General features: G+C 62.4%; 21 protein-coding genes. 8 read left to right on the forward strand and 13 right to left on the reverse strand.

What is annotated here, in order from left to right; translation table 11 throughout:
- The first annotated feature begins 64 nt into the window (after positions 1–64).
- Genes QM716_RS05790 through QM716_RS05805 form a run of 4 tightly spaced genes read left to right on the forward strand, consistent with a single transcriptional unit; the run spans position 65 to position 4,666 of the window.
- Positions 65–1,195: a thiolase family protein gene (locus tag QM716_RS05790; protein ID WP_283302954.1), complete on the forward strand. Its 1,131-nt coding sequence runs from the start codon at positions 65–67 to the stop codon at positions 1,193–1,195.
- Between the two features lie 53 nt (positions 1,196–1,248).
- Positions 1,249–2,013, forward strand: coding sequence for an SDR family NAD(P)-dependent oxidoreductase (locus QM716_RS05795; RefSeq protein WP_003939944.1), 765 nt, complete (start codon positions 1,249–1,251; stop codon positions 2,011–2,013).
- A gap of 41 nt (positions 2,014–2,054) precedes the next feature.
- Positions 2,055–3,707 (forward strand): class I adenylate-forming enzyme family protein, encoded by a 1,653-nt coding sequence (locus QM716_RS05800; protein ID WP_283303080.1) that lies wholly within the window; start codon positions 2,055–2,057, stop codon positions 3,705–3,707.
- Positions 3,704–4,666 (forward strand): NAD(P)H-dependent flavin oxidoreductase, encoded by a 963-nt coding sequence (locus QM716_RS05805; protein WP_283302956.1) that lies wholly within the window; start codon positions 3,704–3,706, stop codon positions 4,664–4,666. The genes QM716_RS05800 and QM716_RS05805 overlap by 4 nt, the downstream gene beginning before the upstream one ends.
- Here QM716_RS05805 and QM716_RS05810 read toward each other — a convergent pair.
- Genes QM716_RS05810 through QM716_RS05835 form a run of 6 tightly spaced genes read right to left on the reverse strand, consistent with a single transcriptional unit; the run spans position 4,663 to position 10,706 of the window.
- A complete protein-coding gene (locus tag QM716_RS05810; protein WP_283302957.1) occupies positions 4,663–5,559 on the reverse strand; it encodes a LysR family transcriptional regulator in 897 nt (298 codons plus the stop codon). The genes QM716_RS05805 and QM716_RS05810 overlap by 4 nt on opposite strands.
- A 3-nt stretch (positions 5,560–5,562) precedes the next feature.
- Entirely contained in the window at positions 5,563–6,465 is a 903-nt protein-coding gene (locus QM716_RS05815) for a LysR family transcriptional regulator (protein ID WP_283302958.1), read from the reverse strand.
- A gap of 30 nt (positions 6,466–6,495) precedes the next feature.
- Positions 6,496–7,308: an enoyl-CoA hydratase/isomerase family protein gene (locus tag QM716_RS05820; RefSeq protein ID WP_283302960.1), complete on the reverse strand. Its 813-nt coding sequence runs from the start codon at positions 7,306–7,308 to the stop codon at positions 6,496–6,498.
- Positions 7,305–8,066: a crotonase/enoyl-CoA hydratase family protein gene (locus QM716_RS05825; RefSeq protein ID WP_283302961.1), complete on the reverse strand. Its 762-nt coding sequence runs from the start codon at positions 8,064–8,066 to the stop codon at positions 7,305–7,307. The genes QM716_RS05820 and QM716_RS05825 overlap by 4 nt, the downstream gene beginning before the upstream one ends.
- A 37-nt stretch (positions 8,067–8,103) precedes the next feature.
- Positions 8,104–9,150, reverse strand: coding sequence for an MBL fold metallo-hydrolase (locus QM716_RS05830; RefSeq protein WP_283302963.1), 1,047 nt, complete (start codon positions 9,148–9,150; stop codon positions 8,104–8,106).
- Positions 9,147–10,706, reverse strand: a complete 1,560-nt coding sequence (locus tag QM716_RS05835; protein ID WP_283302965.1) for an AMP-binding protein — start codon at positions 10,704–10,706, stop codon at positions 9,147–9,149. The genes QM716_RS05830 and QM716_RS05835 overlap by 4 nt, the downstream gene beginning before the upstream one ends.
- Before the next feature lie 186 nt (positions 10,707–10,892).
- On the opposite strand from QM716_RS05835, the gene QM716_RS05840 reads away from it, so the two are divergent.
- Entirely contained in the window at positions 10,893–11,837 is a 945-nt protein-coding gene (locus tag QM716_RS05840) for a LysR family transcriptional regulator (protein WP_283302967.1), read from the forward strand.
- Here QM716_RS05840 and QM716_RS05845 read toward each other — a convergent pair.
- The gene (locus QM716_RS05845; RefSeq protein WP_283302969.1) at positions 11,771–12,661 is read right to left on the reverse strand and encodes a LysR family transcriptional regulator; all 891 of its coding nucleotides are present in this window, start codon (positions 12,659–12,661) and stop codon (positions 11,771–11,773) included. The two genes, QM716_RS05840 and QM716_RS05845, sit on opposite strands and share 67 nt — an antisense overlap.
- A gap of 182 nt (positions 12,662–12,843) precedes the next feature.
- Here QM716_RS05845 and QM716_RS05850 point away from each other — a divergent pair, with 182 nt between their 5' ends.
- Positions 12,844–14,526 (forward strand): metallophosphoesterase, encoded by a 1,683-nt coding sequence (locus tag QM716_RS05850; RefSeq protein WP_283302971.1) that lies wholly within the window; start codon positions 12,844–12,846, stop codon positions 14,524–14,526.
- 64 nt (positions 14,527–14,590) lie between these two features.
- Here the strand turns inward: QM716_RS05850 and QM716_RS05855 are convergent, their stop codons facing one another.
- Positions 14,591–15,781 (reverse strand): acyl-CoA dehydrogenase family protein, encoded by a 1,191-nt coding sequence (locus tag QM716_RS05855; RefSeq protein ID WP_283302973.1) that lies wholly within the window; start codon positions 15,779–15,781, stop codon positions 14,591–14,593.
- 308 nt (positions 15,782–16,089) lie between these two features.
- Between QM716_RS05855 and QM716_RS05860 the strand changes: the two genes are divergently transcribed.
- Positions 16,090–17,310, forward strand: coding sequence for an acetyl-CoA C-acetyltransferase (locus QM716_RS05860; protein ID WP_283302975.1), 1,221 nt, complete (start codon positions 16,090–16,092; stop codon positions 17,308–17,310).
- Positions 17,311–17,315: 5 nt separating this feature from the next.
- Here the strand turns inward: QM716_RS05860 and QM716_RS05865 are convergent, their stop codons facing one another.
- From QM716_RS05865 to QM716_RS05885, 5 genes are all read right to left on the reverse strand, one after another.
- Positions 17,316–18,512, reverse strand: a complete 1,197-nt coding sequence (locus tag QM716_RS05865) for a CaiB/BaiF CoA transferase family protein (protein ID WP_283303082.1) — start codon at positions 18,510–18,512, stop codon at positions 17,316–17,318.
- Positions 18,513–18,584: 72 nt separating this feature from the next.
- On the reverse strand, positions 18,585–19,325 hold the full coding sequence (gene fabG / locus QM716_RS05870) for a 3-oxoacyl-ACP reductase FabG (protein ID WP_283302977.1): 741 nt from the start codon (positions 19,323–19,325) through the stop codon (positions 18,585–18,587).
- Between the two features lie 46 nt (positions 19,326–19,371).
- Positions 19,372–20,538: an acyl-CoA dehydrogenase family protein gene (locus QM716_RS05875; protein WP_007729538.1), complete on the reverse strand. Its 1,167-nt coding sequence runs from the start codon at positions 20,536–20,538 to the stop codon at positions 19,372–19,374.
- Positions 20,539–20,658: 120 nt separating this feature from the next.
- The gene (locus tag QM716_RS05880) at positions 20,659–22,179 is read right to left on the reverse strand and encodes an acyl-CoA synthetase (RefSeq protein WP_283302979.1); all 1,521 of its coding nucleotides are present in this window, start codon (positions 22,177–22,179) and stop codon (positions 20,659–20,661) included.
- A 45-nt stretch (positions 22,180–22,224) separates the two neighbouring features.
- The gene (locus QM716_RS05885) at positions 22,225–23,022 is read right to left on the reverse strand and encodes an enoyl-CoA hydratase (RefSeq protein WP_283302981.1); all 798 of its coding nucleotides are present in this window, start codon (positions 23,020–23,022) and stop codon (positions 22,225–22,227) included.
- Between the two features lie 109 nt (positions 23,023–23,131).
- Here QM716_RS05885 and QM716_RS05890 point away from each other — a divergent pair, with 109 nt between their 5' ends.
- Entirely contained in the window at positions 23,132–24,562 is a 1,431-nt protein-coding gene (locus QM716_RS05890; protein WP_283302983.1) for a coniferyl aldehyde dehydrogenase, read from the forward strand.
- Positions 24,563–24,658 lie beyond the last annotated feature (96 nt).

A 24,658-nucleotide genomic window follows, 5' to 3' on the forward strand; every position in this document is an offset into this window, starting at 1 on the left:
ATCGACTCGAGTAACGCCCCAACCGCGCCGTCGCAACACCGGGCACGAACAGCAGGAGAGATACATGCGAGATGCCGTCATCGTCGACGCAGTACGTACACCGATCGGCCGTCGCGGCCGCGCCCTCTCGGAGATCCATCCGGCCGAGCTGTCTGCGCATGTACTGCGTGCGCTCGCTGAACGGACCGGGCTCGACACGGCGACGGTCGACGACGTGATCTGGGGATGCGTCAGTCAGGTCGGCGAACAGGCCGGAAGCATCGCCCGCACAGCGGCACTCGCCGCCGGTTGGCCGGACAGCGTTCCCGGTGTCACGCTGACCCGAGCCTGTGGATCGAGCCAGCAGGCAGTCTCCTTCGCCGCGGCCACCGTCATCTCCGGCCAGAACGACGTGGTCGTAGCCGGAGGCGTCGAATCGATGTCGCGAGTACCGATGGGGACCGCCAGCAAAAACGGTGAGCACTTCCCCGCTTCGGTACTCGAACGCTTCGGGGTGGACAGTTTCAGCCAGGGAACCGGCGCCGAGATGATGGCTCGGAAATGGGCCCTCACACGAACCGCTCTGGACGAATACGCACTTCGCTCACACGAACTCGCGGCCAGCGCCACCGATGCAGGTGCCTTCACCGGGCAGATCGCTCCGATCGCCGAGTTGTCCCAGGACGAAGGCATTCGCCGAGGCGGAAGTCTGGAGTCGCTCGCGAAGCTGCCCCCGGCCTTCGACGCCGACGGAGTCATCCACGCCGGCAACTCTTCTCAGATCTCCGACGGAGCGGGCGCCGCACTCGTCACGACCAGTGAGTACGCCCGGGCACGCGGGTGGAAGCCTCTCGTCCGTATCCACACCGCAGTGGTCGCGGCCGATGACCCGGTCATCATGCTCACCGGTCCGATTGCCGCTACTGCAAAGGCATTGGATCGCTCCGGCTTGTCCATCGACGACATCGGCGCTTTCGAGATCAACGAAGCATTCGCGCCCGTCCCGCTTGCCTGGCAGGCTGAGACCGGCGCGGCCATCGATCGTGTGAATCCGCTCGGCGGCGCGATCGCGGTCGGTCACCCACTCGGCGGATCGGGCGCGATCTTGATGACTCGCCTGGCACATCACATGCGCGATCGGGGAATTCGCTACGGCCTCCAGTCGATGTGTGAGGCCGGCGGCATGGCCAATGCGACCATTCTCGAATTGATCTGACCCGACAAAGCTTTCGGGCCGTACGTCATCCAGCAGGAAAGAAGAATTGATTCATGAAACTCGAGGGACTTTCCACCGCGATCACCGGCGGGGCTTCAGGTCTCGGCCTGGCAACCGCTCGACGACTGCTCGACGCCGGGGCGCAGGTCACGTTGATCGATCTGCCTTCCTCCGACGGTAAGCAGGTGGCGGCCGATCTCGGAGCTGCCGCACAATTCGCCCCGGCCGACGTCACCGACAGCGAACAATTCGCGGAAGCACTCGACGCGGCGCACGAGCGCGGTGGACTGCGCGGCGTCGTCCACTGCGCGGGGGCCGGGCGTCGCATGCGCATTCTCGACAAGGACGGAAAAGCCGGATCGGTCGAGGATTTCGAGTTCGTCGTCAAACTGAATCTGGTCGGTTCGTTCAACGCACTCCGTCTCGGCGCCGAGCGGATGGCCGAACTCGACGCCGTGGACGGTGAGCGAGGTGCCATCGTCATGACGGCGTCGGTCGCGGCATTCGAAGGTCAGATCGGTCAGATCAACTACACGGCATCCAAAGCCGGCATCGTCGGCATGACGGTCACCGCTGCTCGCGATCTCGCCAGCCGCGGAATCCGCGTCAACACCATCGCTCCTGGCATCATGGACACTCCCCTGCTGGCGCGCCTGCGCGAAGACGTGCGCACCGCCCTCGAAGCTTCGGTTCCCAACCCCTCACGGTTGGGTCGCCCCGACGAGTTCGGTCAGCTGGCCGTCTCCATGCTCGAGAACGGCTATCTCAACGGCGAAACCATCAGGCTCGACGGCGCTATCCGGATGGCTCCCCGGTGACGGGCGCCAGCGTGATCGCCAATCCACAACTGCGCCACAACATGCACTACCCGGATACCACCATGGCGTACTGGGCACCCAGCATGGCGGCACTGTACGGTGATCGCCTCGCGGTCGTGGACGGCGAGCGCACGTGCACCTTCCGCGAACTCGGTCAGCGCAGTGCACAATTCGCCGGTGCATTGCGGCAAGCCGGGGTGGGCGTCGGCGACGTGGTGTTGATGCACCTCGGGAACTGCGTCGAGTTCCTCCAGGCCTACTACGGCTGCCTGCAAGCCGGAGCGACCGTTACGTTGGTCAATCCACTGCAGCCAGAGCTTGGGCTGCGCAAGCAGATCGAAGAGACGTCGGCCGTTGCTGCGGTCACTCAGAGTTCGCAGCTGCACGTCCTTCTGGCGGCTTCTGCGGGAAGCACCGTACGTACGATCGTGATGGTCCAGGACGCCGAGGGCGCGCTCGACGCACCGGAGTCGGTCGTCGCGTTCGACGCCTTCATCGCGGACCTACCCACCGAATTCACCCCTGCCACCGTCCGTAGCGACGACATCGCACACATCGCGTTCACGGGCGGAACCACCGGAGTTTCCAAAGGTGTTCGCGTTCTTCACCGCAACGTCGTCGGCAACATCACGCAGATGTGTGGTTGGAGAACCGGGCACGAGTTGGAGGCAGGTGCCGACGGTCTGGTCACGCCACGACGCATCGACGGCCTCGACGTGCTCGGTCCGACGCCGGGAACCGGGGCGACCATCGTAGTCTCACCTCTCTTCCACGCACATTCGTTGCTCAACACGTCGTTCCTGTTGATTTCCGGACTCACTCAGGTATTTGCCGGCCGGTTCGAACCCGGCCGGATGCTCGAGCTGATCGAAAAGCATGGGGCCACCTACCTCACCGGGTCTCCCGCCATGTGGCACGCGCTGTCGGTTCATCCCGACGCTACGGTGCGTAACACCGACAGCGTGTGTGTCGTGTCCTCCGGCGCTGCCCCGATCGACAGCGTCACGCTCGCTGCGCTCCGCCGCGCATTTCCCAAAGCGCTGGTCGTCGAGGGGTACGGACTGACGGAGGCCACTTGTGTGGTCACGGCCGCTCCGCTGATCAACGGCTCGGAGTACCGTCAGAGCAGCGTCGGCCTCCCGATCTTCGACACCGAGATACAGATTCGCGATCAACTCGACCGGAAGACGGTTCTGGGCGAGAACGAACGTGGCGAGCTGTGGGTGCGTGGACCTCAGGTCACCGACGGCTATCTCGGTCACCCGGAAACTACCGCTGAACAGTTCGTCGACGGCTGGTTGGACACGGGCGACATCGCGTACCTGGACTCGGACGGATACCTCTTCATCTGTGACCGGGCCAAGGACATGCTCATCTACAAGGGGTACAACGTCTATCCGCGTGAACTCGAAGAGATTCTGGTCTCGCACCCCGCGATCTCGACTGCTGCGGTCGTCGGCCGCGAAGTGGGGAGCAACGGTCAAGAACCCGTCGCCTTCGTGGTGATGATTCCGGGCGCCGAGTTCGACGCCGAGCAGATCAAGGCGTTTGTCGCCGAACAAGTGCTGCCGTACAAGAAGATTCGCGAGGTCGTCGAGGTAGAGCTACTCCCGACGTCCGCCGCCGGCAAGGTCCTCAAAACCGATCTCCGGTCGAGGCTTCTCGAGTCGGTCGACAAGGCAGGTTCCAAATGACAACCTTCGCAGACCTGACGTCGCAACTGCGGGTACCCGTTCTCGCGTCACCGATGTTCATCATCTCGACGCCCGACCTCGTCATCGCGCAGTGCACGTCCGGGATCATCGGGTCTTTTCCGGCCCTGAATGCCCGTCCGCAGTCGGCACTTCGGGATTGGCTCAAGCTGATCACGGTGGCGCGCGAGGAGCATGATCGTGAGCACCCGGAGAAGCCCTCCGCACCATTTGCGGTCAACCTCATCGTCCATCGGTCCAACAACCGCCTGGAAGAGGACCTGGCGACCATCGCCGAGTTCGAGGTCCCGATCGTCATCACCTCGCTCGGCGCACGCACGGACATCAACGATGCGGTTCATGCGTACGGCGGAATCGTTCTCCATGACGTCATCGACAACCGCTTTGCACGCAAGGCGATCGAGAAGGGTGCGGACGGGCTGATCGCGGTCGCCGCCGGGGCAGGCGGACATGCCGGTAGACAGTCGCCGTTTGCCCTGATTCGGGAGATTCGTGAGTGGTTCGTCGGTCCGCTACTGCTGTCGGGTGCGATCGCTCACGGTGATTCGATTCTTGCTGCCCTCGCGGCCGGTGCCGACCTGGCTTATGTCGGTTCGGCTTTCATCGCTACGGAAGAGGCCAACGCCGATCCGGCGTACAAGGAAATGATCGTCGACTCTGGCGCTTCGGACATCGTGTACTCCAATCTGTTCACGGGAGTGCACGGGAACTACCTGCGTGGCAGCATCGTTGCCGCCGGTTTGGACCCGGAAAACTTGGCCGAATCCGATCCTTCCGCAATGAGTTTCGCGACCACCGATACCGACGCCAAGGCCTGGCGCGACATCTGGGGCGCGGGCCAGGGAATCGGTTCGGTCGACGCAGTTCTTCCGACGCATGCAGTGGTCGAGCGTCTCGCATCCGAGTACGAGGCGGCTCGCGAGCGTATCTGCCGACGCTAGTGCTGTGACAGGTATTCGTCGGACAGGTATTCGTGGACCAAGTTCACGAATGCCTGTCCCACCGGCGACAATGTCGAGGGGTCGAAGGCGAGACCGTACGCACGCAGGAATCTCGGCTCACAGGCTCGCTCCACCACCTTTCCTGGCATCGATTTCGCCACCGAGCGCTCGACCAACGAACCGCCGAGCCCAGCGATGACCATCGGTAGCCGCGACTCCCGCTGCTCCGTGACCACTGCGAGTTCCGTTCTCGTACCGGCCTTTCGGATCGAATCTTCGATCGCGTCACCCATCGCCGCCCCGCGAGGAACGAATACCATGGGAATGTCCGGCATTTCCGAAAGGCGTACCGGCCCCTCGGGTAGATCAGTTCCCGCCGGGTAGACCAGGCGGTACTCCTGCTCCCCCAATTCGACGATCTCGAGCCCTTCGCCGGCCTCGAGCGGCAGATGTGCCACCGCGAATTCGCAGTGGCCGTCCCGGATGAGGCTTTCCAGATTGTCCTCCCGCTCGAGTTCCGAAAATCTGACTCGCGCTTGCGGATACCGCCGACAGAACTCCGCGATCAGATCGACGATCGTCCCGGAGGTCAGCGCAGGAAAAGCCATGATGTCGAGTCGACCGACAATCGCACCGTCGGATGCCGTCAATTGTTCCGCCGCGGCTGCAACGTCTCGCAGAACCTGTCGGCTCGGGCCGACCAAGCTGCGACCGGCGGCACTGAGCACCATGCCGCGCCCGATCCGGTGGAAAAGCCTCACTCCCAGTTCGCGTTCCAACCCGCGCAACGCCTGGGACACTGTCGGCTGAGCGACCCCCAAAGCGGCTGCGGCGCCATTGATTCCCTTGTTCTCGACCACCGCGAGAAAGTACTCCATCTGTCGAAATTCCACAGATCAGCCCTCCCCAGCGGATGAAGAGGACGTGGCGGCCATTTCGGCAGCAGTCGCGATAAGCGCGGCAGCGGCCGGCGATTGCTCACCCGAGCGGTAGACGATGCCGACGTCGCGCCGAAGCGGCGGATCGAACGAGAAGGCACACACATCCGACATCTGCTGTTGTGCAACTTTTCTCGGAACAACTGTGGCGCCGATTCCGCGACGGACCAGGTCCCACGTCGTGACCGGATGGACACAATCCACGACGACGTTCTCGGCGCCTTCGCTGAGCAAACCCCGGAACTGGTTCGATTGGTCACCGAGGTCGACGACGAGAGGCAAAGTGTGCAGTAGCGCTCGAGGAACCGGATCGATCAACGGCGCCACCAAGCGGCCGGACAACGACGCGTGCGTGGCGAGCACCAACTCCTGAGTGACGATCGGAGCCGTGACCAATCCTTCGTACCCGATACTCAGATCGGTGACACCGACCTCGGCCGATCCGCGCCGCAACGCGTTGTCCACCCCGGCCGGGCCGTACGTGTCGAGAACGCGCACGACGATCTTCGGGAAGTTGGCCCGGAATCGACGGACCAATTCGACCATCGGATCGATCGAGAACGCGGAGTACGAGACGACGTCGACACGGCCGAACTCGAGTTCGCGAACGGCGGTAACCTTGGCCTTCGCGCGCTCGACGTCGGCAAGTATTCGCCTGGCCGCGAGATCGAACGTTCGTCCGGCATCGGTGAGAACCAACCGTCGACCCGTCCGATCGAACAGCGTGGCGCCGAGTCGACGCTCGAGCGTACGAATTGCCTGCGAAAGAGACGGTTGCGAAATGTAGAGAGCCTGAGCGGCCTTCGTTATCCCACCGTGGTCGACAACAGCGACGAAGTAGGTAACAAAGTGCAGGTCCACTCACTCATCATACGACCAGCGATCTGTCGCTCACTCCACGCGAGTTACCCCTGGTACCGCCCACTCTCCGGTGAAATTCGGCTCCCGCTTTTCCACGAAGGCACGAACCGCGTCGGTAGCGTCCGTCGCGAAATTGACGGCTTGTGCCCTTGCCTCGTTGTCGAGTGCTTCCCGCAACGAGAGCGAAGTGTGATGTTCGAGCATGGCCGCAGACTGACTCAATGCAGCAGGCGGACCGTCGGCGAGCCGCTGCGCCAGTGTTGACGCGTGTTCGTCCAGTTCGGCCGGTTCGACCAGATAGGTCACCAATCCGAGTTCGTAGGCTTCCTGAGCGTCGATCGTCTCGGCGAGCATCACCAGTCGCTTGGCTTGCTGGAGTCCGACCAGTCTCGGCAGGATCCACGAACCCCCGAAGTCGACCGACAACCCGCGTTTGGCAAAGATCTGGCTGAACTTCGCGCCTTTGGCTGCCACGACGAAGTCGCAGAGTAACGCCATGTTCCATCCGGCTCCGACGGCAAACCCGTCGACCTTTGCCACCAGGGGCTTGGGAAACTCACCCAGGGCGGCTGCGGTTGCGTTGATGACGCGCATCCGATCGAGCGGATGCGACGAGCCGCGTTTGTCCAGATCGGAACCCGCGCAGAAGGTGCCACCCGCGCCGGTCAGGATCACCGAGCGAATCTGCGAGTCCTCTTGAAGTTCGAGGACCGCTTCACGGAGCGCGATCCAGGCGTCAAGATCGAGGGCGTTGCGGCGATGCGGTCGATCGAGAACGATCGTTGCGACAGCGCCCGTGCGTTCGATGCTGACGGCCGCGCGCTCGACGGTTTCGGCACTCATGAACCACTCCACACGGGAGAGCGCTTCTCGGCGAATGCGGTGGCGCCTTCCTTGGCATCACGGGATGCGAAGACCGGATCGATGAATTCGCGTTGCGCGACAAAGGCATCCGGATCGGTGTACTTGGCGGACATTGCCAGCACCTGCTTCGTCGCGCGCACGGCCAGCGGACCGTTTGCCGCTACTCGTGCCGCAAGCTCGCGTGCGACGGCCAGAGCCTGTCCCGGTTCGGCGAGTCGATTGACCAGGCCGTGATGATGCGCCACGGCGGCACTGAGTGGGTCACCCGTGATAGCGATCTCCATGGCGAGCTGATACGGGAGAATCTTGGGCAGACGCAGAAGGCCACCGGCGGCCGCGGCAAGCCCCCGCTTCACCTCGGGTAAGCCGAATTTCGCGTCGGAAGATGCCACGATCAGATCGGCTGCCAACGCCAGTTCACAACCGCCGGCGAGTGCCCAACCCTCGACGGCTGCGATCAGCGGCTTCGACGGCGGAGCTTCCGTCAAACCGGCGAACCCACGACCGGGCAGCGATGGTCGTTCCCCACGCGCAAATCCCTTGAGATCCATGCCAGCGCAGAAGGTTCCACCAGCCCCGGTCAGAATTCCGATGGTGAGATCGGACCGTTCCTCGAACTCGTCGATCGCGGCCGCCAATGCCTTTGCGAGTTCCAGGTTGACCGCGTTCTTGGCCTCGGGACGATTGAGTGTGATGACGGCAATGCCGTCGGCGAAGTCGGTGAGCACGACGCTCATGTTCGGTTCCTACTTCCGTGATGAGATTTTTGAAAGGTCACTGCGCGCGGAGGCTCCATCGCACGGGCGTGCCGCCGGACGGTGTCGCGATCTCCCGCTTGGCCAAAACAACAAGATGAGCATGTGTTTCGCGGACTGCCAGGCGAAGTAGCCGCGGCGACATCTGATCGAACGGGCGAGACCAGGAAATCGTGCGCGAGAGGTCCCAGGCTGTGGACTCGGGCTCGGCCTGCACCGCCACCACAATTTCCGCCAATCTTTCCTCGTGGTGCCCCATCAATTGACGTGCACGATCGGCGATCCCCCGGAATCGATATTCGTGTGCCGGAAGCACTTCGCATTCACCCAGGGTTGTCGTCGCCTCGAGCGAGAGCAGATAACGATGGAGCGGGTTATCGAGTTCACCAGGAATCGTGGAGATGTTCGGGCTGATCCTCGGCAACATGTGATCGCCGCTGAACAACAAACCCCTGTCTTCTTCCACGAAGCAGAGATGTCCAGGGGTGTGCCCGGGCGTCCACTGGGCGCGAAGATTCCATCCGGGTAGGTCGAGTGAATCCCCATCGCCAAGAACGACGTCGATGGATTCGTGCTCAGCGAACCGCACCAGGTCGACCCGAGAGGCGTCGAGCACTTCGGCCGGCGCGCCGAGTTCGGACAACTGCACGTTCCAACCACTGATGTCGTCGCGAGTCTGCTCGGGGCCGTGGTATCCGAGAAGCGTCGCGTCGGCCACGTGCATCGCCAGCGTTGCACCGCTGACCTGCCGAAGGCGCGGCGCCAGGCCGAAGTGATCGGGATGCAGGTGTGTAATTGCCGCATACCGCACTTCGGAAATGTGGTATCCGATCGACGCTATGCCGTCGACCAGAGCCTGCCACGACTGTTCGTGATCCCAACCGACGTCGATGAGGGCTAGTCCGTCGTCGAGCGCGAGCGCGTAGACGAGCACGTAGCGCAAAGGGTTGTCCGGCATGGGAACAGGGATCGACCACAATCCGTCCCGTACCTGCTCCACCGGTGGAAGGACTTTGTTCGCCCACGCCTCTCGTTGTGCGACACCGACGTCTTCGGTCACGATCATGATGCTTCTCCGCTTGCGTTCAACATGGTCCGCAAGCTCGACTTGAGCAGTTTCCCGCTGGCGTTACGAGGTAGAGACTCCACGAAATGGATCTGGCGAGGCTTCTTGTACGACGCCAACTTCGCTGTGCTGAAAGCAATCAACTCCTCGACGCTGGGCACCTCGGCACCGTCGACCAGTTTGACCACCGCTGTGACGGATTCACCCCAGCGCTTGTCGGGAACCCCGACCACCGCGACCTCGGCAACCGAAGGGTGCTCGGCCAGAATGGATTCCACCTCGATCGGATAAACGTTCTCTCCGCCGGTGATGATCATGTCCTTGAGACGATCGGTGACGAACAGATAGCCCTCGTCGTCCAGATGGCCGGCGTCGCCCGTTCGGAGAAAGCCGTCGTGGGTGAACAATTCGGCGGTCTCACGTTCACGTCGCCAGTACCCGCGAGTGTTGTTTCTACTGCGCGCGACGATCTCACCGGATTCGTTGGGCGGCAATTCCGCACCAGTCGTGATGTCTCGAATGGAGATCTCGACACCGATCATCGGTTTTCCTGCAGAGCGGAGCAAGCCCGATCGCGGCCCACTCACATGATGGTCGTAGGCACGAAGGACGGATACCGAACCCGTTGTCTCGGTCATCCCGTATCGCTGAACGAATTTGCAGTTCAACACGTTCATCGCATGGGCGAGAAGTGCCGGCGTGATCGGCGACGCCCCGTATGCGACAACCTGCAGGCTGGTCAGGTCGAAAGTGTCGAGGGTGGGCAGATCTACCAGCGTCTGAATGACCGCAGGCACCAGAAATGCGTGGGTGATGTGGTGAGTCGCGATGGCATCAGCGACCCGAGCCGGTGCCATGTCGCCGAGCAGCACCAAAGGCACTCCGGCGGACAGGCACGTACTCATCCAGCCTGCACCGGCGATGTGAAAGAGGGGCAGCGCGTCGAGTGCCACTGCATTCGAACCGAATTCGTACACGTCGAACCCCACGGGTTCGTTGTACAGATTCCGATGCGTGGCCACGACGCCCTTGGGTCGGCCGGTGGTCCCGGACGTGTAAAGCTGCAAAACTGCTGCGTCCGGATCGTGCCCCTGTCCGGGGTCGACGCCCGTCCCGGACGCCACGAACTCCGCCCAGGTTCGCGAATCCGGCAGACCCCCCACAGCTCCCACGGTGATGACCGCGATGTCCGGCAACGCTGCGGAAATCGCCGCCGCGCCCACTGCGAACTCGTCGTCGAGGATCAAGACGTCGAGTTCTGCGTCCTCGGCGATGTCGACGAGTTCGAGTGGGTTGAGCCGCCAGTTCAACGGGATGAACACAGCGCCCGCCTTCGCACACGCGATGAAGGTTTCCGCACCTTCGAGTCCCATCCGCAGTAGCGCGCCAACGCGAGCACCCGTTGCGGTCACTTCTGCCAACGCACTCGCCAAGGCACTGGTCTCGCCGTCCAGCTCGGCCCACGTCAAAGCTCGGTCGCCGCACATGATCGCCAGATCGAACGGCCGTGTCGACGCCGAGTGGCGTATCCGGTTGGGTAGGTGAAGCTCGCTCACATCACGCTCCTGTGTTCCAGGTACTCACCGAGCGCGAACCGCGGTCAGTGGTACTGGAACAGTCGACCATCGCTATGGCCTGCGCCACAAAGACGAGAAGGCGCACAGAGCCATAGCTCAGACCTATGTCTGCAGGTCGCAGCAAGTCACCGCAGTCAGGGCACCACCATCTGGGAGAATCGTCAGATGCAGGCACCCGGGATGGACATACGCAGCGCGCAGTATCTCGTCGCCGTCGTCGATCACGGCAGCGTCACTGCGGCCGCGGACGTCCTGCGTATTTCGCAACCGTCACTGTCGCAGGCCGTACGCAACCTCGAACGAGCACTCGGAGCCACACTCTTCGAGCGCACCACTCGCGGTTTGACTCCCACCGCAGTCGGACTGGCGGTCGCCGAGTCTGCCCGTTCGTTGCTTTCCGACGTTGCGCGGGCTGAAGCCGCGGTGGCTGCGGTAACCACTTTGCGTGCCGGGGAACTCGCCGTAGCTGTCCAGTCCGATCTTGCCATCGACCCGGTGGCAGAGGTCGCCGGACGCCTCCATCTGACGGCACCCGGAATTCGGTTCTTCACGAACGCCGCCGCGAACGCACAGGACGTGCGAGCACTGGTCAGAGCAGGCGCGTGTGAACTCGGGTTTCTCGAGACCCAACCGAGTACCGGTGTCTCCGACGGGCTTCGAGAAATCTCCGTGAGTACCCAGGAAACGGTCTTGTCTATCCCCGTTCACCTGGCCAGAGAACTATCCGACCCGGTTCCACGCGCTGTGGTTGCGCGCTTGCCGATGGTGGTCGAGGCCTCCGCAGCCAGGCGCGGGCATTCGGTCGACGACGACCTGGAACTCACCAACGTCGTCGTGGAAGTACCTGATCGCCTTGCCGTCCGGGAGATGGTCGGCCAAGGCGTAGGCGCCGCACTGCTTCCCAGATCGATTGCCGAACAAGACTCCCCAGCAGCTGAGGTTCGCTCGCTGTTCCCACCGATCACCCGGCAGACGATCTTGGTCTACCGCGACGGCCCGCTCTCGCCGGCCGGGTCCGCGTACATCGAGAAACTCTGCACACGTCACAATCCGTCTACGAACAGCCTGCCCAACGGGGAGAGTGTCTCCGGATCGAATTCGACGCCGTAATTCAGTGAGATCGCCGGCTCCACCGGAAATATCTCCGCGCCGGACGCAACCGATCTCTCGGCCAGCGAACGCTCCATGAATGCCATACCCAAACCCGCAAAGACGAACGCGCCAACGGTCTCCCGCTGCGCCAACTCCGTCGACATTCGAGTCCTGACACCGGCAGCCTGCAGGGACGACTCGATGGCGAGCCGCGCCCGCGAGTGTTTGAGCACGCCCACCACCGGAAGATCGGGCAGTTCTGTCAATGACACCGGCTCTCCTGCAGCGGGTTTCACGCCGTTGGGCCACACGTCTGGGTGCACCCCCGATGGCACTGCCAGCCAGTACTCGTTCACCCCGATCACTTTTGTCGACAGCGCCGACATGTCCGGGGGCCAATAGCTGAAGACCACCTCGCATGCGCCGTCGGCCAGCACCTGTTCGGTCGTCGCACCCTGCATCAGTTCACCGACCCGAACGGTGACACCAGGCCACCGCTCACGAAAGTTCGCCACGATGCGTGCGATCGGGCCTTCGAGACCATGTGCCGCGGAAATGATGTCGAGTCGCCCACGAGGCTCGTCGGCCGTACCGATCGCGACATTGAACGCGGCCGCACTACTACGCATCATCTGCCTGGCCGGCCCTACCAACGCCCGACCTGCTGCCGTCAGTACCAAACCGCGACCGACACGGTGAAACAGTTCGACTCCGAGTTCGCGCTCGAGACCACGAATCCCCTGCGACAGCGACGGCTTGGTGACCGACAGATTCTGCGCTGCCGTCGACAGAGACTCCCCACCGGCAACGGCAAGGAAGTACTCGATCTGACGTAGGTCCACGCCGTCGACTTTGCCATAAACGCAGCCATGTCTACCGATACCAAGCACTGCAGGGTGTTCATACACGCTTCATTAATCGGACATTCAGGACACACCTTTTCCTATTCGGCACCGCCTAGCGTAATTGGTCCAGACCAATTGCGGATGGGTCTGAACCACCGCGTCGAAGACAAGGAATCCTCGTGAGACGTACGACCATCGCGATAGCAGCCGTGACCGCGGCTCTCGCAGTTCCCGGCATCGCCCCCGCCGAACCCCAAGCCGAGCCGAACGCCGAACCCCGCTGGGGCAGCTCGTCCTTCGAATGGGGCAGTTCTTCAGGTGAGAACAACTCTCCGCCCGCAGTTCCCGGCGTCAGTGTCCCCGGCGGACGGTACGAGCACCCCCTCGACCTGACCTTCACCGCCGAGCGGGGCGCCACCGTCCGCTACACCTTGGACGGAACGACACCCACCGCCGACAGCCAAGCTGCCACGCCCGGACATCCGCTGCAGATCGCAAAGGACACCAACGTCACTGTCGCCGCTTTCCGCGGCGATCACGCGAGCGCAGCCGTCTCGTTCGGCTACCTGATCAAGACCTCGGAGAAGCCGCTGGCTCGAGTCGTCGTGATGTCCGACGTCCATGTCGGCGATCACGTGAACAACGACAAGAAGTACGAAAGCTTCTTCGACACAATCGGTTCCATCTTCCCGAAGCCAGACGCAATCCTGTCCAACGGCGACATGATCAACGACAACGGAGACGGCAAAGGCCCAGATCACAAGATCGTCGCAGAGATCTTCCAGGCAAACCTCGCCAGGAAGGGTATGAACGACACCCAACTGCTGATCTCCAACGGCAACCACGATGCAAGTCTCGCGGCGATCAGAGCCGGATACCCGGCAGAGTGGTTCCCGGATTCCGGTGGCGGATACTACGAATCGGACGTGAACGGTGTCCATCTCTTCACAGTGAACACCGAGACATACAACAATGATTCAGCACAACGCAATTGGCTGAAGTCCCGCCTGACCGAAATCACCTCGGACTCGGCGAACCTGACCAAACCGATTCTCGTCCAGGGCCACCGACCTGCCAGCAATACGGCCATGGACGGCCAGCAGGCGTCGAATCCACGACTGACAGAGGACTTGAGCGCCTTCCCTCAGGCAATCTTCTTCTCCGGACACTCACATCTGAACAACAACGACGATCGGTCGATCCATCAGCGTGACTTCACGTCGGTCAACGACGGTTCGATGTCGTACATCGAAATCGATCACGGCTATCAGATGGTGACCGAGTCCGGACTCGCGAACCGATTCGAATCACCTACCGCCCAAGCGCTCTTCGTCGAGGTCTACCAAGACCGTACGGAGATCAACCGCATCAACATGGCGGCAGACAAGCACGACATCTACGCCGGCGGCGTGTGGTCCGCGAGCTGGCAGCCGCCGTACTCGAGCGCCGGCACGCTGAGCGGTTCGGGGTGGACGGTCGAGCTCGACGGTTCGACCAACCAGCAGATCAAGGACAACTTCCGCTACATCCAGGGTGCACGGAACACGCACGCGCCGGAATTCACCACGGCCACCCCGCTCTCGGTGAGCACCGGAGCAAACGGTGAAACAGCGCTACGGATCGCGCAGGCAATGGACGACCAGATGGTCCATCACTATGCCGTCGAGATCACGAACACAGCCACCGGAGCGAAGGTTGTCTCGTCGAAGGTGCTCTCCGACTTCTACTTCATGCCGCGGCCGAACAGCCTCGACATTCCGATTCCCGATGCAGCGGCGGGCACCGCATACGAAGCTCGTGTCGAAGCCGTTGACGCATACGGCAATCGGTCACCGGTGACAACCCTGGCATTCAAGCGCTGACGTTCACCCGCTGATCCGACACGACAAAGCGGCACCGCAAAAGTTCGCGGTGCCGCTTCTCGGCTCAGTTGTAGGTACGCAGCAGGCCCTTGCTGATGATCTGCTTCTGGATGTCGCTGGTGCCTTCACCGATCAGAAGGAACGGCGCCTCGCGCATCAACCGCTCGATCTCGTATTCCTTGGAGTAGCCGTACCCACCATGGATACGGAAGCTGTCCTGCGTGACCTCCGAGCAGAATTCACTCGCCAGATACTTCGCCATACCTGCGGCGACATCGTTGCGCTCACCCGAGTCCTTGAGCCTGGCAGCGTTGACCATCATCAGATGGGCCGCTTCGACTTTGGTGCCCATCTCCGCTATCCGGAACGCGATGGCCTGATGCTCGGCGATCGGCTTGCCGAAAGTCTCGCGTTGCTTTGCGTAGGTGACAGCCAGTTCGAAAGCCCGCTGGGCGATTCCGCAAGCGCGAGCGGCGACATTGACCCGACCGACCTCGACGCCGTCCATCATGTGCCGGAATCCCAAGCCGGGGGTGCCACCGAGAACCTCTTCGGCTCCGATCTCGAAACCGTCGAAGATCATCTCCGTGGTGTCGATTCCCTTGTACCCCATCTTCTCGAGCTTGCCCGGAATGGTCAGGCCCGGGAGTACCTCACCGAAACCTGCGGGCTTCTCGATCAATATCGTCGTCAGATTGTTGTGCGGCTTTTCCGCACCCTCGTCCGTCTTGACCAGGACTGCCACCAACGTCGACGAACCACCGTTGGTCAGCCACATCTTCTGCCCGGTGATCACGTAATCGCCGGAGTCCGTCCGCTTCGCCTTGGTCGATATCGCAGCAACATCGGAACCGAGGGCCGGCTCCGACATGGAAAATGCGCCGGTGAGTTCCCCGGAAGCCAAACGCGGCAGGTACTTCGCCTTCTGTTCCGGCGTCCCGTGCGCCGAGATCATGTGAGCCACGATGAAATGCGTGTTGATGACACCGGACACGCTCATCCATCCACGGGCCAACTCTTCGACGCACAGCGCATAGGTAAGCAGTGATTCGCCGATGCCCCCGTACTCGGGTTCGATCGTCAATCCGAACAGACCCATGTCCTTCATCTGCTTGACGATGTCGGTCGGGTACGTATCCGAGTGTTCGAGCTCCTGCGCCGCGGGGATGACGACGCGATCGACGAACTCTCGTACCGCCCCGACGATGTCGGTCTGGGTTTCGGTCAATCCCGCCGTCTGCGCCAAACGAGTCACTGTTCCACCTGTCAGTCGGTACTTCACCCTCTCCTGTCGACGAAACCGATTCGACTACAGGAACTTTCAACCAGCGGCGAGCCGTGCTCAGCAGAGGTCGTGCGTCCATTCAATCCTTGAACGGTATATGTGTCAAAGTCGATTTCGCATACGAACCGTATGGCGGAAACTATGTCCGAACAGGTCGTTCCCGCTGTTGACAATCGCGCCGCGCGTGCTGGATATTCGAGTGGCCAGGTCGCGGTGGCCCTTCGATCGGTCCGTCCACGCGACGCATTCCCCACCTCTCCTCGAGACAGGCGCATTCCATGCACGACGCAGTCATCTGTGAACCCGTTCGCACCCCGGTGGGCGGATTCGGCGGAGTCTTCAAGGACGTTCCCGTCACCACTCTCGCCGGCACTGTTGTGCGTGGCCTCGTCGAACGAACCGGCATTGCGTCCACCGATGTCGACGACGTCATCTTCGGTCAGGGTTACGCCAACGGAGAGGCTGCGGCCATCGGGCGAATCGCGGCACTCGACGCCGGTCTCGACGTGTCCGTTCCCGGAATACAACTCGATCGCCGTTGTGGTTCGGGATTGCAAGCGATCATCTACGCCGCGATGCAAGTACAGACCGGGATGAGCGACCTGGTCATCGCCGGCGGCGCCGAGAGCATGAGCGGAACCGAGTTCTACTCCACCGACATGCGTTGGGGCACAAAGCGCCCTTCCGTCGAGTTCCACGACCGACTGGCCAAACCGCGCACGAACTCCGGCGGAGTCAACTTCCCGGTCGAGGGCGGAATGATCGAGACCGCCGAGAACTTGCGTCGGGAGTACTCGATCACTCGCGACGAGCAGGACCGTTACGCGGTCCGATCACACGAGCGGGCAGTTCATGCCCAGGACAGTGGGTATTTCGACGACGAGACCATTCCCGTTTCGGTGCCCGGACGTCGTGGTGAGCAGACGGTGGTCACCCACGACGAGCATCCGCGCCGAGGGATTCAGCTGGCCGATCTCGCTGCACTGCGCCCCATTCGAGGTCGCGTCGATCCCGACGCCACTGTCACCGCCGGTAACGCGTGCGGCCAGAACGACGCCGGCGCAGCCGCGATCGTCACTACTGCTGCCAACGCCGAACGGCTGGGCCTGCGACCGTTCGCGAAACTGGTCAGCTGGGGTGTGGCCGGTGTGGAGCCGAACCGGATGGGCATCGGCCCAGTGCCTGCCGTGGCGAAGGCACTCTCCCGTGTCGACCTGTCACTCGACGACATCGACCTCATCGAAGTCAACGAGGCCTTCGCGGCCCAGGTTCTCGCGTGCGCCAAGGCTTGGGGATTGAGCGCGCAGGACATCGAGGAACGCTTCAACGTCAACGGCTCCGGCATCTCGCTGGGACATCCCGTCGGCGCGACCGGCGGGCGAATCCTCGCCAATCTGTTGCGCGAACTCGACCGGCGCCAGGGGCGGTACGGGATCGAGACCATGTGCATCGGTGGCGGACAAGGAATTGCAGCGGTGTTCGAGAACCTGCGACGCTAGGCGCGTCAACCGATCGATCCGTCTTGTCGGAGATTCGTGATCTGATCGTCGGTACGACCCAACTCGGCCAGCAGAGAATCCGTCTGCTGGCCGAGAGCTGGAACATCACCCATGCGCATTTCGACATCCGAAAACGTCATCGGAGGCAGCACGGCATCGATCGGACCGTTTTCGGTGCCCACGGACCGCCACCTGGCACGCTTCTCCAGCTGCGGATGTTCCAGCAGACCGGCCATGTCGTTGAGTGCCGCGGCCGGAACACCAGCAGCTGCCAGGCGCTGATCAAGATCTGCCGTCGAGTACAGACGAGTCAGAGAACCCACCAATTCGTCTACCTCAACGCGGTTTTCGACGCGCACGATGTTGGTGCGGTAACGCGGATGGTCGACCAGATCCTCGCGCTCGAACACGTCCACCATCAGTGCCCGCCATCCACGATCGTTCTGGACGCCGATCAGGATCTCGCCGTCGGCCGTCGGATACGAATCGTAGGGAACGATCGCGGCGTGGCCGAGACCGACGCGCGGAATCTGCTTGTCCGCATACATTTTCATGTACATCGGATGACCCAGCCACTCGACGGTGGAATCGAACATCGAGACCTCGACGAGCGCTCCCTTACCCGTTCGCTCTCTGCGGAACAGGGCGCTCAGAATCGAAGTCAGCGCGTACATTCCTGCCGCGATGTCCGAGACCGGGATGCCGGTCTTGGTGGCCGTTTCCGGCGTGCCTGTCACGGAGATCATTCCGGTCTCGGCTTGGACCAACATGTCGTAGGCCTTGCGCTCGCGCCGTGGGCCGTCGCTGCCGTAGCCGGACATGTCGATCACGATGAGCCGTGGGAATTTCTCGCGCAGTTCCTCCGCACCGAATCCCAGTCGCGCGGCTGCGTCGGGAGCCAGGTTCTGCAGGAACACATCGGCTCGCGCGACCAGATCGAGAACGATCTGCCGGCCGGATTCCGATTTCACGTCGACGGCGATCGATTCCTTGGAACGGTTGAGCCACACGAAGTGTGATGCCTGACCGTGAACCGCCTGGTCGTAGTGACGCGCAAAATCACCGTCGCCGACGCGTTCTATCTTGATCACCCGCGCACCCATGTCCGCGAGGTGTCTGGTGGCGAGGGGTGCCGCAACCGCCTGTTCGAGTGCAACTACGGTGATTCCGTCGAGCGGAAGATCCGAGTTCGGCTGTCCCATGTCAGTAGTCACCCCAGAAGTTTTACACCCAGAATTTTTACACTCAGAATTTTTGCACTCGAACAGGGCTGATCAGATGTGGCGGCCGCCGGTGATCTCGAGAACCGTGCCCGTCATGTAGCTCGAGAGGTCGCTCGCGAGGAACAGTACAACCGAAGCAACTTCCGAAGGCTCGGCTGCGCGCCCCATCGGAATCTCGGCCAGCTTCTCGTTCCAGATCCGTTCAGGCATGGCCTCGGTCATTGCCGTGCGGACCAGTCCGGGCTGAACGGCGTTGACGCGAACGTTCTTGAACGCGACCTCTTTTGCCGCGGCCTTCGTCAGGCCGACGATGCCTGCCTTGGCGGCGGAGTAGTTGGTCTGCCCGAGCATCCCGACCTTGCCGGAGATCGACGAGATGTTCACGATTGCGCCGGTTTCGCGCTCACGCATGCGGGCGGCGGCAGCGCGTGTCCCGTTCCACGCTCCCTTGAGGTGAACGGCGATCACGTCGTCGAAGTCCTGCTCGGTCATCTTCCGCATCGTGGCATCGCGAGTCATACCGGCGTTGTTGACCATGACATCGACTGGACCGAAAGCGCTTTCAGCCAGATCGAGCATTGCCTCGACCTGTCCGGAGTCCCGCACGTCGCAGGAAGCGAAACGGGCGACCGACTCTCCGCCGAGTTCGGCGACCGCAGCCGTTCCCACGCTTTCGTTGATGTCGCCGATGACGACGGTCGCGCCTTCCTTGATGAAGGTGCGCGCAATCTCGAGTCCGATCCCTTGCGCTCCGCCGGTCACCACTGCGACCTTGCCGTCCAACAATCCCATGTCCACTCCGTTCGTGAGGTTAAAGCTCGTCAGGTAAAGAAAGATGTCAGCGCTGGTTTTGCTTTTTCGCTTGCGCCACGAGCCCACCGCCGAGAATCAGTCGCTGGATTTCGCTGGTTCCCTCGTACAGGCGCAACAGGCGAACTTCACGGTAGATGCGTTCGACCGGCACACCGCGCATGTACCCGTTGCCGCCGTGGATCTGCACGGCGAGATCCGCGACCTTGCCCACCATCTCGGTGCAGAAAAGCTTTGCCGCCGAGGGGCCGAGACGTCGATCCTCACCGCTGACGTACCGCGCGGCCACCTCACGCACCATCGCGCGCCCGGCCATGACACCGGCCTGCTGGTCTGCCAGCATCGCTTGAACAAGCTGGAAGTCGCCGATAGCGGTGCCGCCTTGTTCCGTGACCACGGAGAACGCGACAGATTCGTCGAGCGCTCGCTGTGCTGCTCCCACCGAGAGCGCAGCGATATGGACTCGTCCGCGTGCAAGAGACGTCATCGCTGCGCGGTATCCGGTGTCCTGGTCGCCACCGACGAGGGCCGACTCGGGAACCCGGACGTTGTCGAAGGTGACCTCGGAGGTCCAAGCACCTTCCTGACCCATCTTCTTGTCCTTGGGGCCGACCGTGACGCCCGGTGTGTCGGCCGGAACCAGGAACACTGCAATTCCGGGGCCATCGGAGTCCGCCGGGCGGGTGCGTGCGAACACCACGAACAGCTGCGCCAGTGGAGCATTGGTGATGAACCGCTTGTTGCCGTCGATGACCCAGTCGGATCCGTCCAGAACTGCCTTGGTCCGAAGGCCGGCCGGGTTGGAGCCCGCGCCCGGTTCGGTCAGAGCAAAGGAAGCGACGACGTCACCGGAGGCGATGCGCTCGAGCCACTGAGCCTTCTGCTCGTCGGTACCGAAGCCGACCAATACCTGCCCGGCAATTCCGTTGTTTGTACCGAACATCGAGCGCAGCGCCAGGGACGTGTAGCCGAATTCCATTGCCAATTCGACGTCTTGGGTGAGGTCGAGTCCGAGCCCACCCCATTCCTGAGGGATCGCGTAGCCGAAGAGCCCGATGGCTGCGGCCTTCTTGCGTATGTCCTCAGGAATGGCGTCGGTGTCGGCTATCTCCTGCTCACGCGGAACTACTTCCTTTCGGATGAACTCCCGCGCAGTCGCCAAGATATCTGCGAAGTCATCTGCATCGACCTGCATTCCCACCACTCACCTTGCTGTTTCCGAAGTCCATGCCGTCCTCCGAAGTCAATACCGTGAGGCAATCGGAGTCAAAGACCTGAAAACGAACCGAAGGTAAGGCAGAACCTATAGCAAGTCTCAGACGGTGCGCAGTTCCCGCTTCAGTAGCTTGCCGCTCTGATTTCGCGGAAGTTCGGCCACGAAACGGACGTGCTTGGGCACCTTGAACGGAGCGATCCGTTCCTTGACGTGGGCAATCAACGCCTCGGGCGTCAACTCGTCGTTGCCGTCCTTGAGCACGACGATCGCGGTGACGGCCTCGATCCACTTCTCGTCGGGAGTACCGATCACGGCAACTTCTGCCACTGCGGGGTGCGTGTAGACCGCATCTTCGACCTCGCGCGACGCCACCAGGATGCCGCCGGTGTTGATGACGTCCTTGATCCGGTCGACGACCGTGATGAAACCTTCTTCGTCCCGCACGACCAGATCGCCCGAATGGAACCAGCCGTCGCGGAAGGCCTCGGCGGTGGCTTCCGGATTCTCCCAGTAGCCGTTGCACAGCTGCGGCGAGCGGTAGAGAACCTCACCGGACTCACCGTCGGCGACGTCGTTTCCGTCGGCGTCGACGACGCGGGTTTCGACGAAGAACACCGCGCGACCGCAGGAAGACGGACGATCAGCATGCTCGCTGGGCTGGAGAACTGTTGCCAGTGGACCGATTTCGGACTGCCCGAAGCAGTTGTAGAAGCCGATGTCCGGGTAGCGATCACGCAGGCGATTGAGCACGGTGACCGGCATGATCGAGGCGCCGTACTGCGCCTTTTTCAGCGAGGACAGATCGCGGGTCTCGAGGTCCGGATGGTTGGCCAGCGGTACCCACACGGTCGGAGCCAGGAACAGCGATCCGATCTTTTCGGCTTCGACACGGCGCAGGATCTCCGGGATGTCCGGCGCCTGCATCAGACTGACCGTCGCGCCGACGGACAGGTACGGAAGCATGAAGACGTGCATGCCCGCGGAGTGGTACATCGGCATGCAGATCAGTGGGTTGTCGCTCTTGTCGAGCCCCAGCGCGATCACCGAGGACACGTACTCGTGAACGAGCGCACCGTGAGACATCATGGCGCCCTTGGGCTTCGAGGTGGTGCCCGAGGTGTAGAGCAGCTGCGCCAGATCCGTCGACGTCGCACGCGGTTCGAAGACCGGCACCTCCCCTGCCTCACCGATCGTGACCACCGACAGTTCCGCATCCCGCAGTGCGATCACGTGGTCGAGATCGAGGTCGGAGCGGACCGAGTCGAGCGTCGACGCCAACGCCGGATCCACCAACACCGCCCGGGCGCCCGACTGCGCCACGAGGTACCGGAGTTCGTCCCCCTTGAGTGCGTAGTTAACCGGAACGTGCACCAAACCTGCTCGCGCACAAGCAAGGAATCCGATTGCGTAGGCGTCGGAATTGGTTCCGTACGCCGCGACGCGGTCGCCGTGTTCGAGACCCAGACCGAGCAGATAGGCCGCGACCCGGGTGACCGCGTCGTCGAGTTCGCGGTACGTGCGGGTGCGATCCTCGAAGACGACGGCTACGCGGTCGGGGTACTTGGCTGCCGAGCGCCGAAGCACTCCGTCGACGGTATTGGTGCGTGGATCCAGGCTCATGCGCCTCAGGTTATAGGACGTCCAACTAAACCGGAAGAGCGATCGTTACTTATTGCGCCATTCGGGCTTTCGCTTGTCCACAAAGGCCTGCATACCTTCCTGAGCGTCGCAGGTCACGGCATTGGTCGCCATCGTTTCCGCCATCGCCTCGTACGCCTGCGCTTGCGGCAGATCGATCTGGTGATAGAACGCCTGCTTGCCGATCTTCACCGTCAAGGGGCTGGCCGTCGTGATCTTGGCGGCCAGTTCGCGCACCTCCCGGTCCAGGTCTTCGGGCGGGACGACGAAGTTCACCAGACCCCAGTCCGCAGCGGTCTCGGCGTCGATCGTCTGACCGGTCAGCAACATCTGCATCGACCGCTTGCGCCCTACCGCCCTGCTCAGAGCAACCATGGGCGTCGAGCAGAACAGTCCGATCTTGACGCCGGGAGTACCGAAGACAGCATTCGACGCAGCAACAACCAGATCACACGACGCGGCCAACTGGCAGCCCGCCGCGATAGCCGGGCCCTGGACTGAGGCAATCACCGGCTGCGGAATCCGCTGCACGGTCTCCATCATCTCGGTACAGCCGTCGAAGATCGCCCGCTCGTCCTCGAGGGTTCTCCCGATCATCTCCGTCAGATCGTGGCCCGCGGAGAACACCGGGCCTTCGGCGCGCACGACGACAACCCGCACGCGCTCGTCAGCAGACAACTCGAGAAGGGCAGCCGTCACCTCGCGCATGGTCTCCGCCGAGAGCGGATTGCGGCGCGCCGGCCGATCGAGTGTCAGGAAACCGAGTCCCACCGATTCCTCGACGGAAATTTTCACTGCAGTGTTTTCTACCTGTGTCTGCGACATGTGTTCTCTCTACCAATCGAATCCGTCCCGGTCAACGAGACGAAAAGGGCATCCGCTCGCGCCGCGTCGATACGGTCCGGTCAATACTTCGCCACTACGAGGAGTGCCCATGAGCACCGATGTCGCCGTCACCACCGATCTCGAACGGATACTGCGCGCCCAGCAGGAAGCAACTCGCGCCGCCGGGCTTCCGTCCGCGCAGACACGACGCGAGCGCATCCAACGCATCGTCGATCTCCTGGTGGCAAACCACAAGGATTTGACCGAAGCGATCAATGAAGACTTCGGCGGTCGGATTCCGGCCTACTCGGTCATGAATGACGTTCTGGGATCGATGGTTTCACTCAAGCATGTTCGTGATTCGCTCGAAGAGTGGATGATTCGCTCACCGAGAGCCACCGGAGCGATGCAGGATCAACTGGGTGCCACTGCGTACGTGTCGTACCAACCCAAGGGTTCGATCGGCATCATCGGAACCTGGAACGCACCACTCTTCACTCTCCTGAGCCCACTGGCCTGCGCTCTGGGAGCGGGAAATCGCGCGGTTCTCAAACCGTCGGAGATCGTGCCCAACACTGCGGCTGTCCTGGCCGAGGCAGCGCGTCGAATGCTCGACCCCTTGGAGGTCGCGGTGGTGACCGGCGGCCCGGAAGTCGCTGATCTGCTGACGTCGCTGCCTTTCGACCACCTCGTCTTCACCGGCAGCACGACCGTCGGCAAGCTGGTCATGGCCAATGCTGCGAAGAACCTGATTCCGGTCACCCTCGAACTCGGCGGCAAGTCACCGAGCGTCTTGAGCCGCAGTGCCGATATCAACTCTGCTGCTTCGCGTTTGGCTATCGCGAAGTCGACCAATGCCGGTCAACTCTGCGTCTCTCCCGATCTGATCTACGTCCCGCGCGAGAACACGGAAGCATTCATCGACGCATTCACCGATCAGTTCACAGGACTGTTCCCCACGATCGCCGACAACAAAGACATGGTCTCGATAGTCAGCGAGCGTCACCTCGCACGCATCGAGGGGTACATCGCGGACGCCGCAGAGCGTGGAGCACGAATCATCACCGTTCCCGACGAAGAACTCTCCGCAGACACTCGTCGTCGTCCACTGCGAATTGTGGTCGACCCTCCGACCGACGCGCAGATCATGAAAGAGGAGATCTTCGGGCCGGCCGTCGTGATCCTGCCGTACGACGAACTCGACAGCGTCGTCGCCGACATCAATTCACGGCCGAAGCCGTTGGCGCTGTACTACTTCGGAACCGATCTGGACGAGAAGCAATCCGTACTCGAACGCACCGTCTCGGGCGGCGTCACCATCAACGACGCGATGTCTCACCCCGGGCTGAGCGATGCACCCTTCGGCGGCGTCGGGGCTTCGGGCATCGGGCACTACCACGGGCGCGAGGGTTTCCTCGAGTTCAGTCACGCGCGAACGGTATTCGAAGCAGCGCAGCATGATCCGCGCGGCGAGTGGGGAATGCTTCCGCCTTACGGTGAGGGTTTCGAGCAGATGATGCTGGCTCAGGTGACGCCCTAGGGCCTCCGGCCCCGTGCGCCTTTTTGGTAGTTCGCGCTACCTGTGATGTGTCATGACGTAGTGGACACATATGTGTCAGGACATCGTGGACACTTC

The organism is Rhodococcus sp. IEGM 1409 (genome assembly GCF_030056735.1).
Lineage (GTDB): Bacteria > Actinomycetota > Actinomycetes > Mycobacteriales > Mycobacteriaceae > Rhodococcus_F.

Coding starts and splice junctions, on each gene's coding strand:
- QM716_RS05790 (WP_283302954.1), top strand. CDS start 65: ATGCGAGATGCCGTCATCGTCGACGCAGTACGTACACCGATCGGCCGT.
- QM716_RS05795 (WP_003939944.1), top strand. CDS start 1,249: ATGAAACTCGAGGGACTTTCCACCGCGATCACCGGCGGGGCTTCAGGT.
- QM716_RS05800 (WP_283303080.1), top strand. CDS start 2,055: ATGCACTACCCGGATACCACCATGGCGTACTGGGCACCCAGCATGGCG.
- QM716_RS05805 (WP_283302956.1), top strand. CDS start 3,704: ATGACAACCTTCGCAGACCTGACGTCGCAACTGCGGGTACCCGTTCTC.
- QM716_RS05820 (WP_283302960.1), bottom strand. CDS start 7,308: ATGAGTGCCGAAACCGTCGAGCGCGCGGCCGTCAGCATCGAACGCACG.
- QM716_RS05825 (WP_283302961.1), bottom strand. CDS start 8,066: ATGAGCGTCGTGCTCACCGACTTCGCCGACGGCATTGCCGTCATCACA.
- QM716_RS05830 (WP_283302963.1), bottom strand. CDS start 9,150: ATGATCGTGACCGAAGACGTCGGTGTCGCACAACGAGAGGCGTGGGCG.
- QM716_RS05840 (WP_283302967.1), top strand. CDS start 10,893: ATGCAGGCACCCGGGATGGACATACGCAGCGCGCAGTATCTCGTCGCC.
- QM716_RS05860 (WP_283302975.1), top strand. CDS start 16,090: ATGCACGACGCAGTCATCTGTGAACCCGTTCGCACCCCGGTGGGCGGA.
- QM716_RS05865 (WP_283303082.1), bottom strand. CDS start 18,512: ATGGGACAGCCGAACTCGGATCTTCCGCTCGACGGAATCACCGTAGTT.
- fabG (WP_283302977.1), bottom strand. CDS start 19,325: ATGGGATTGTTGGACGGCAAGGTCGCAGTGGTGACCGGCGGAGCGCAA.
- QM716_RS05875 (WP_007729538.1), bottom strand. CDS start 20,538: ATGCAGGTCGATGCAGATGACTTCGCAGATATCTTGGCGACTGCGCGG.
- QM716_RS05880 (WP_283302979.1), bottom strand. CDS start 22,179: ATGAGCCTGGATCCACGCACCAATACCGTCGACGGAGTGCTTCGGCGC.
- QM716_RS05885 (WP_283302981.1), bottom strand. CDS start 23,022: ATGTCGCAGACACAGGTAGAAAACACTGCAGTGAAAATTTCCGTCGAG.
- QM716_RS05890 (WP_283302983.1), top strand. CDS start 23,132: ATGAGCACCGATGTCGCCGTCACCACCGATCTCGAACGGATACTGCGC.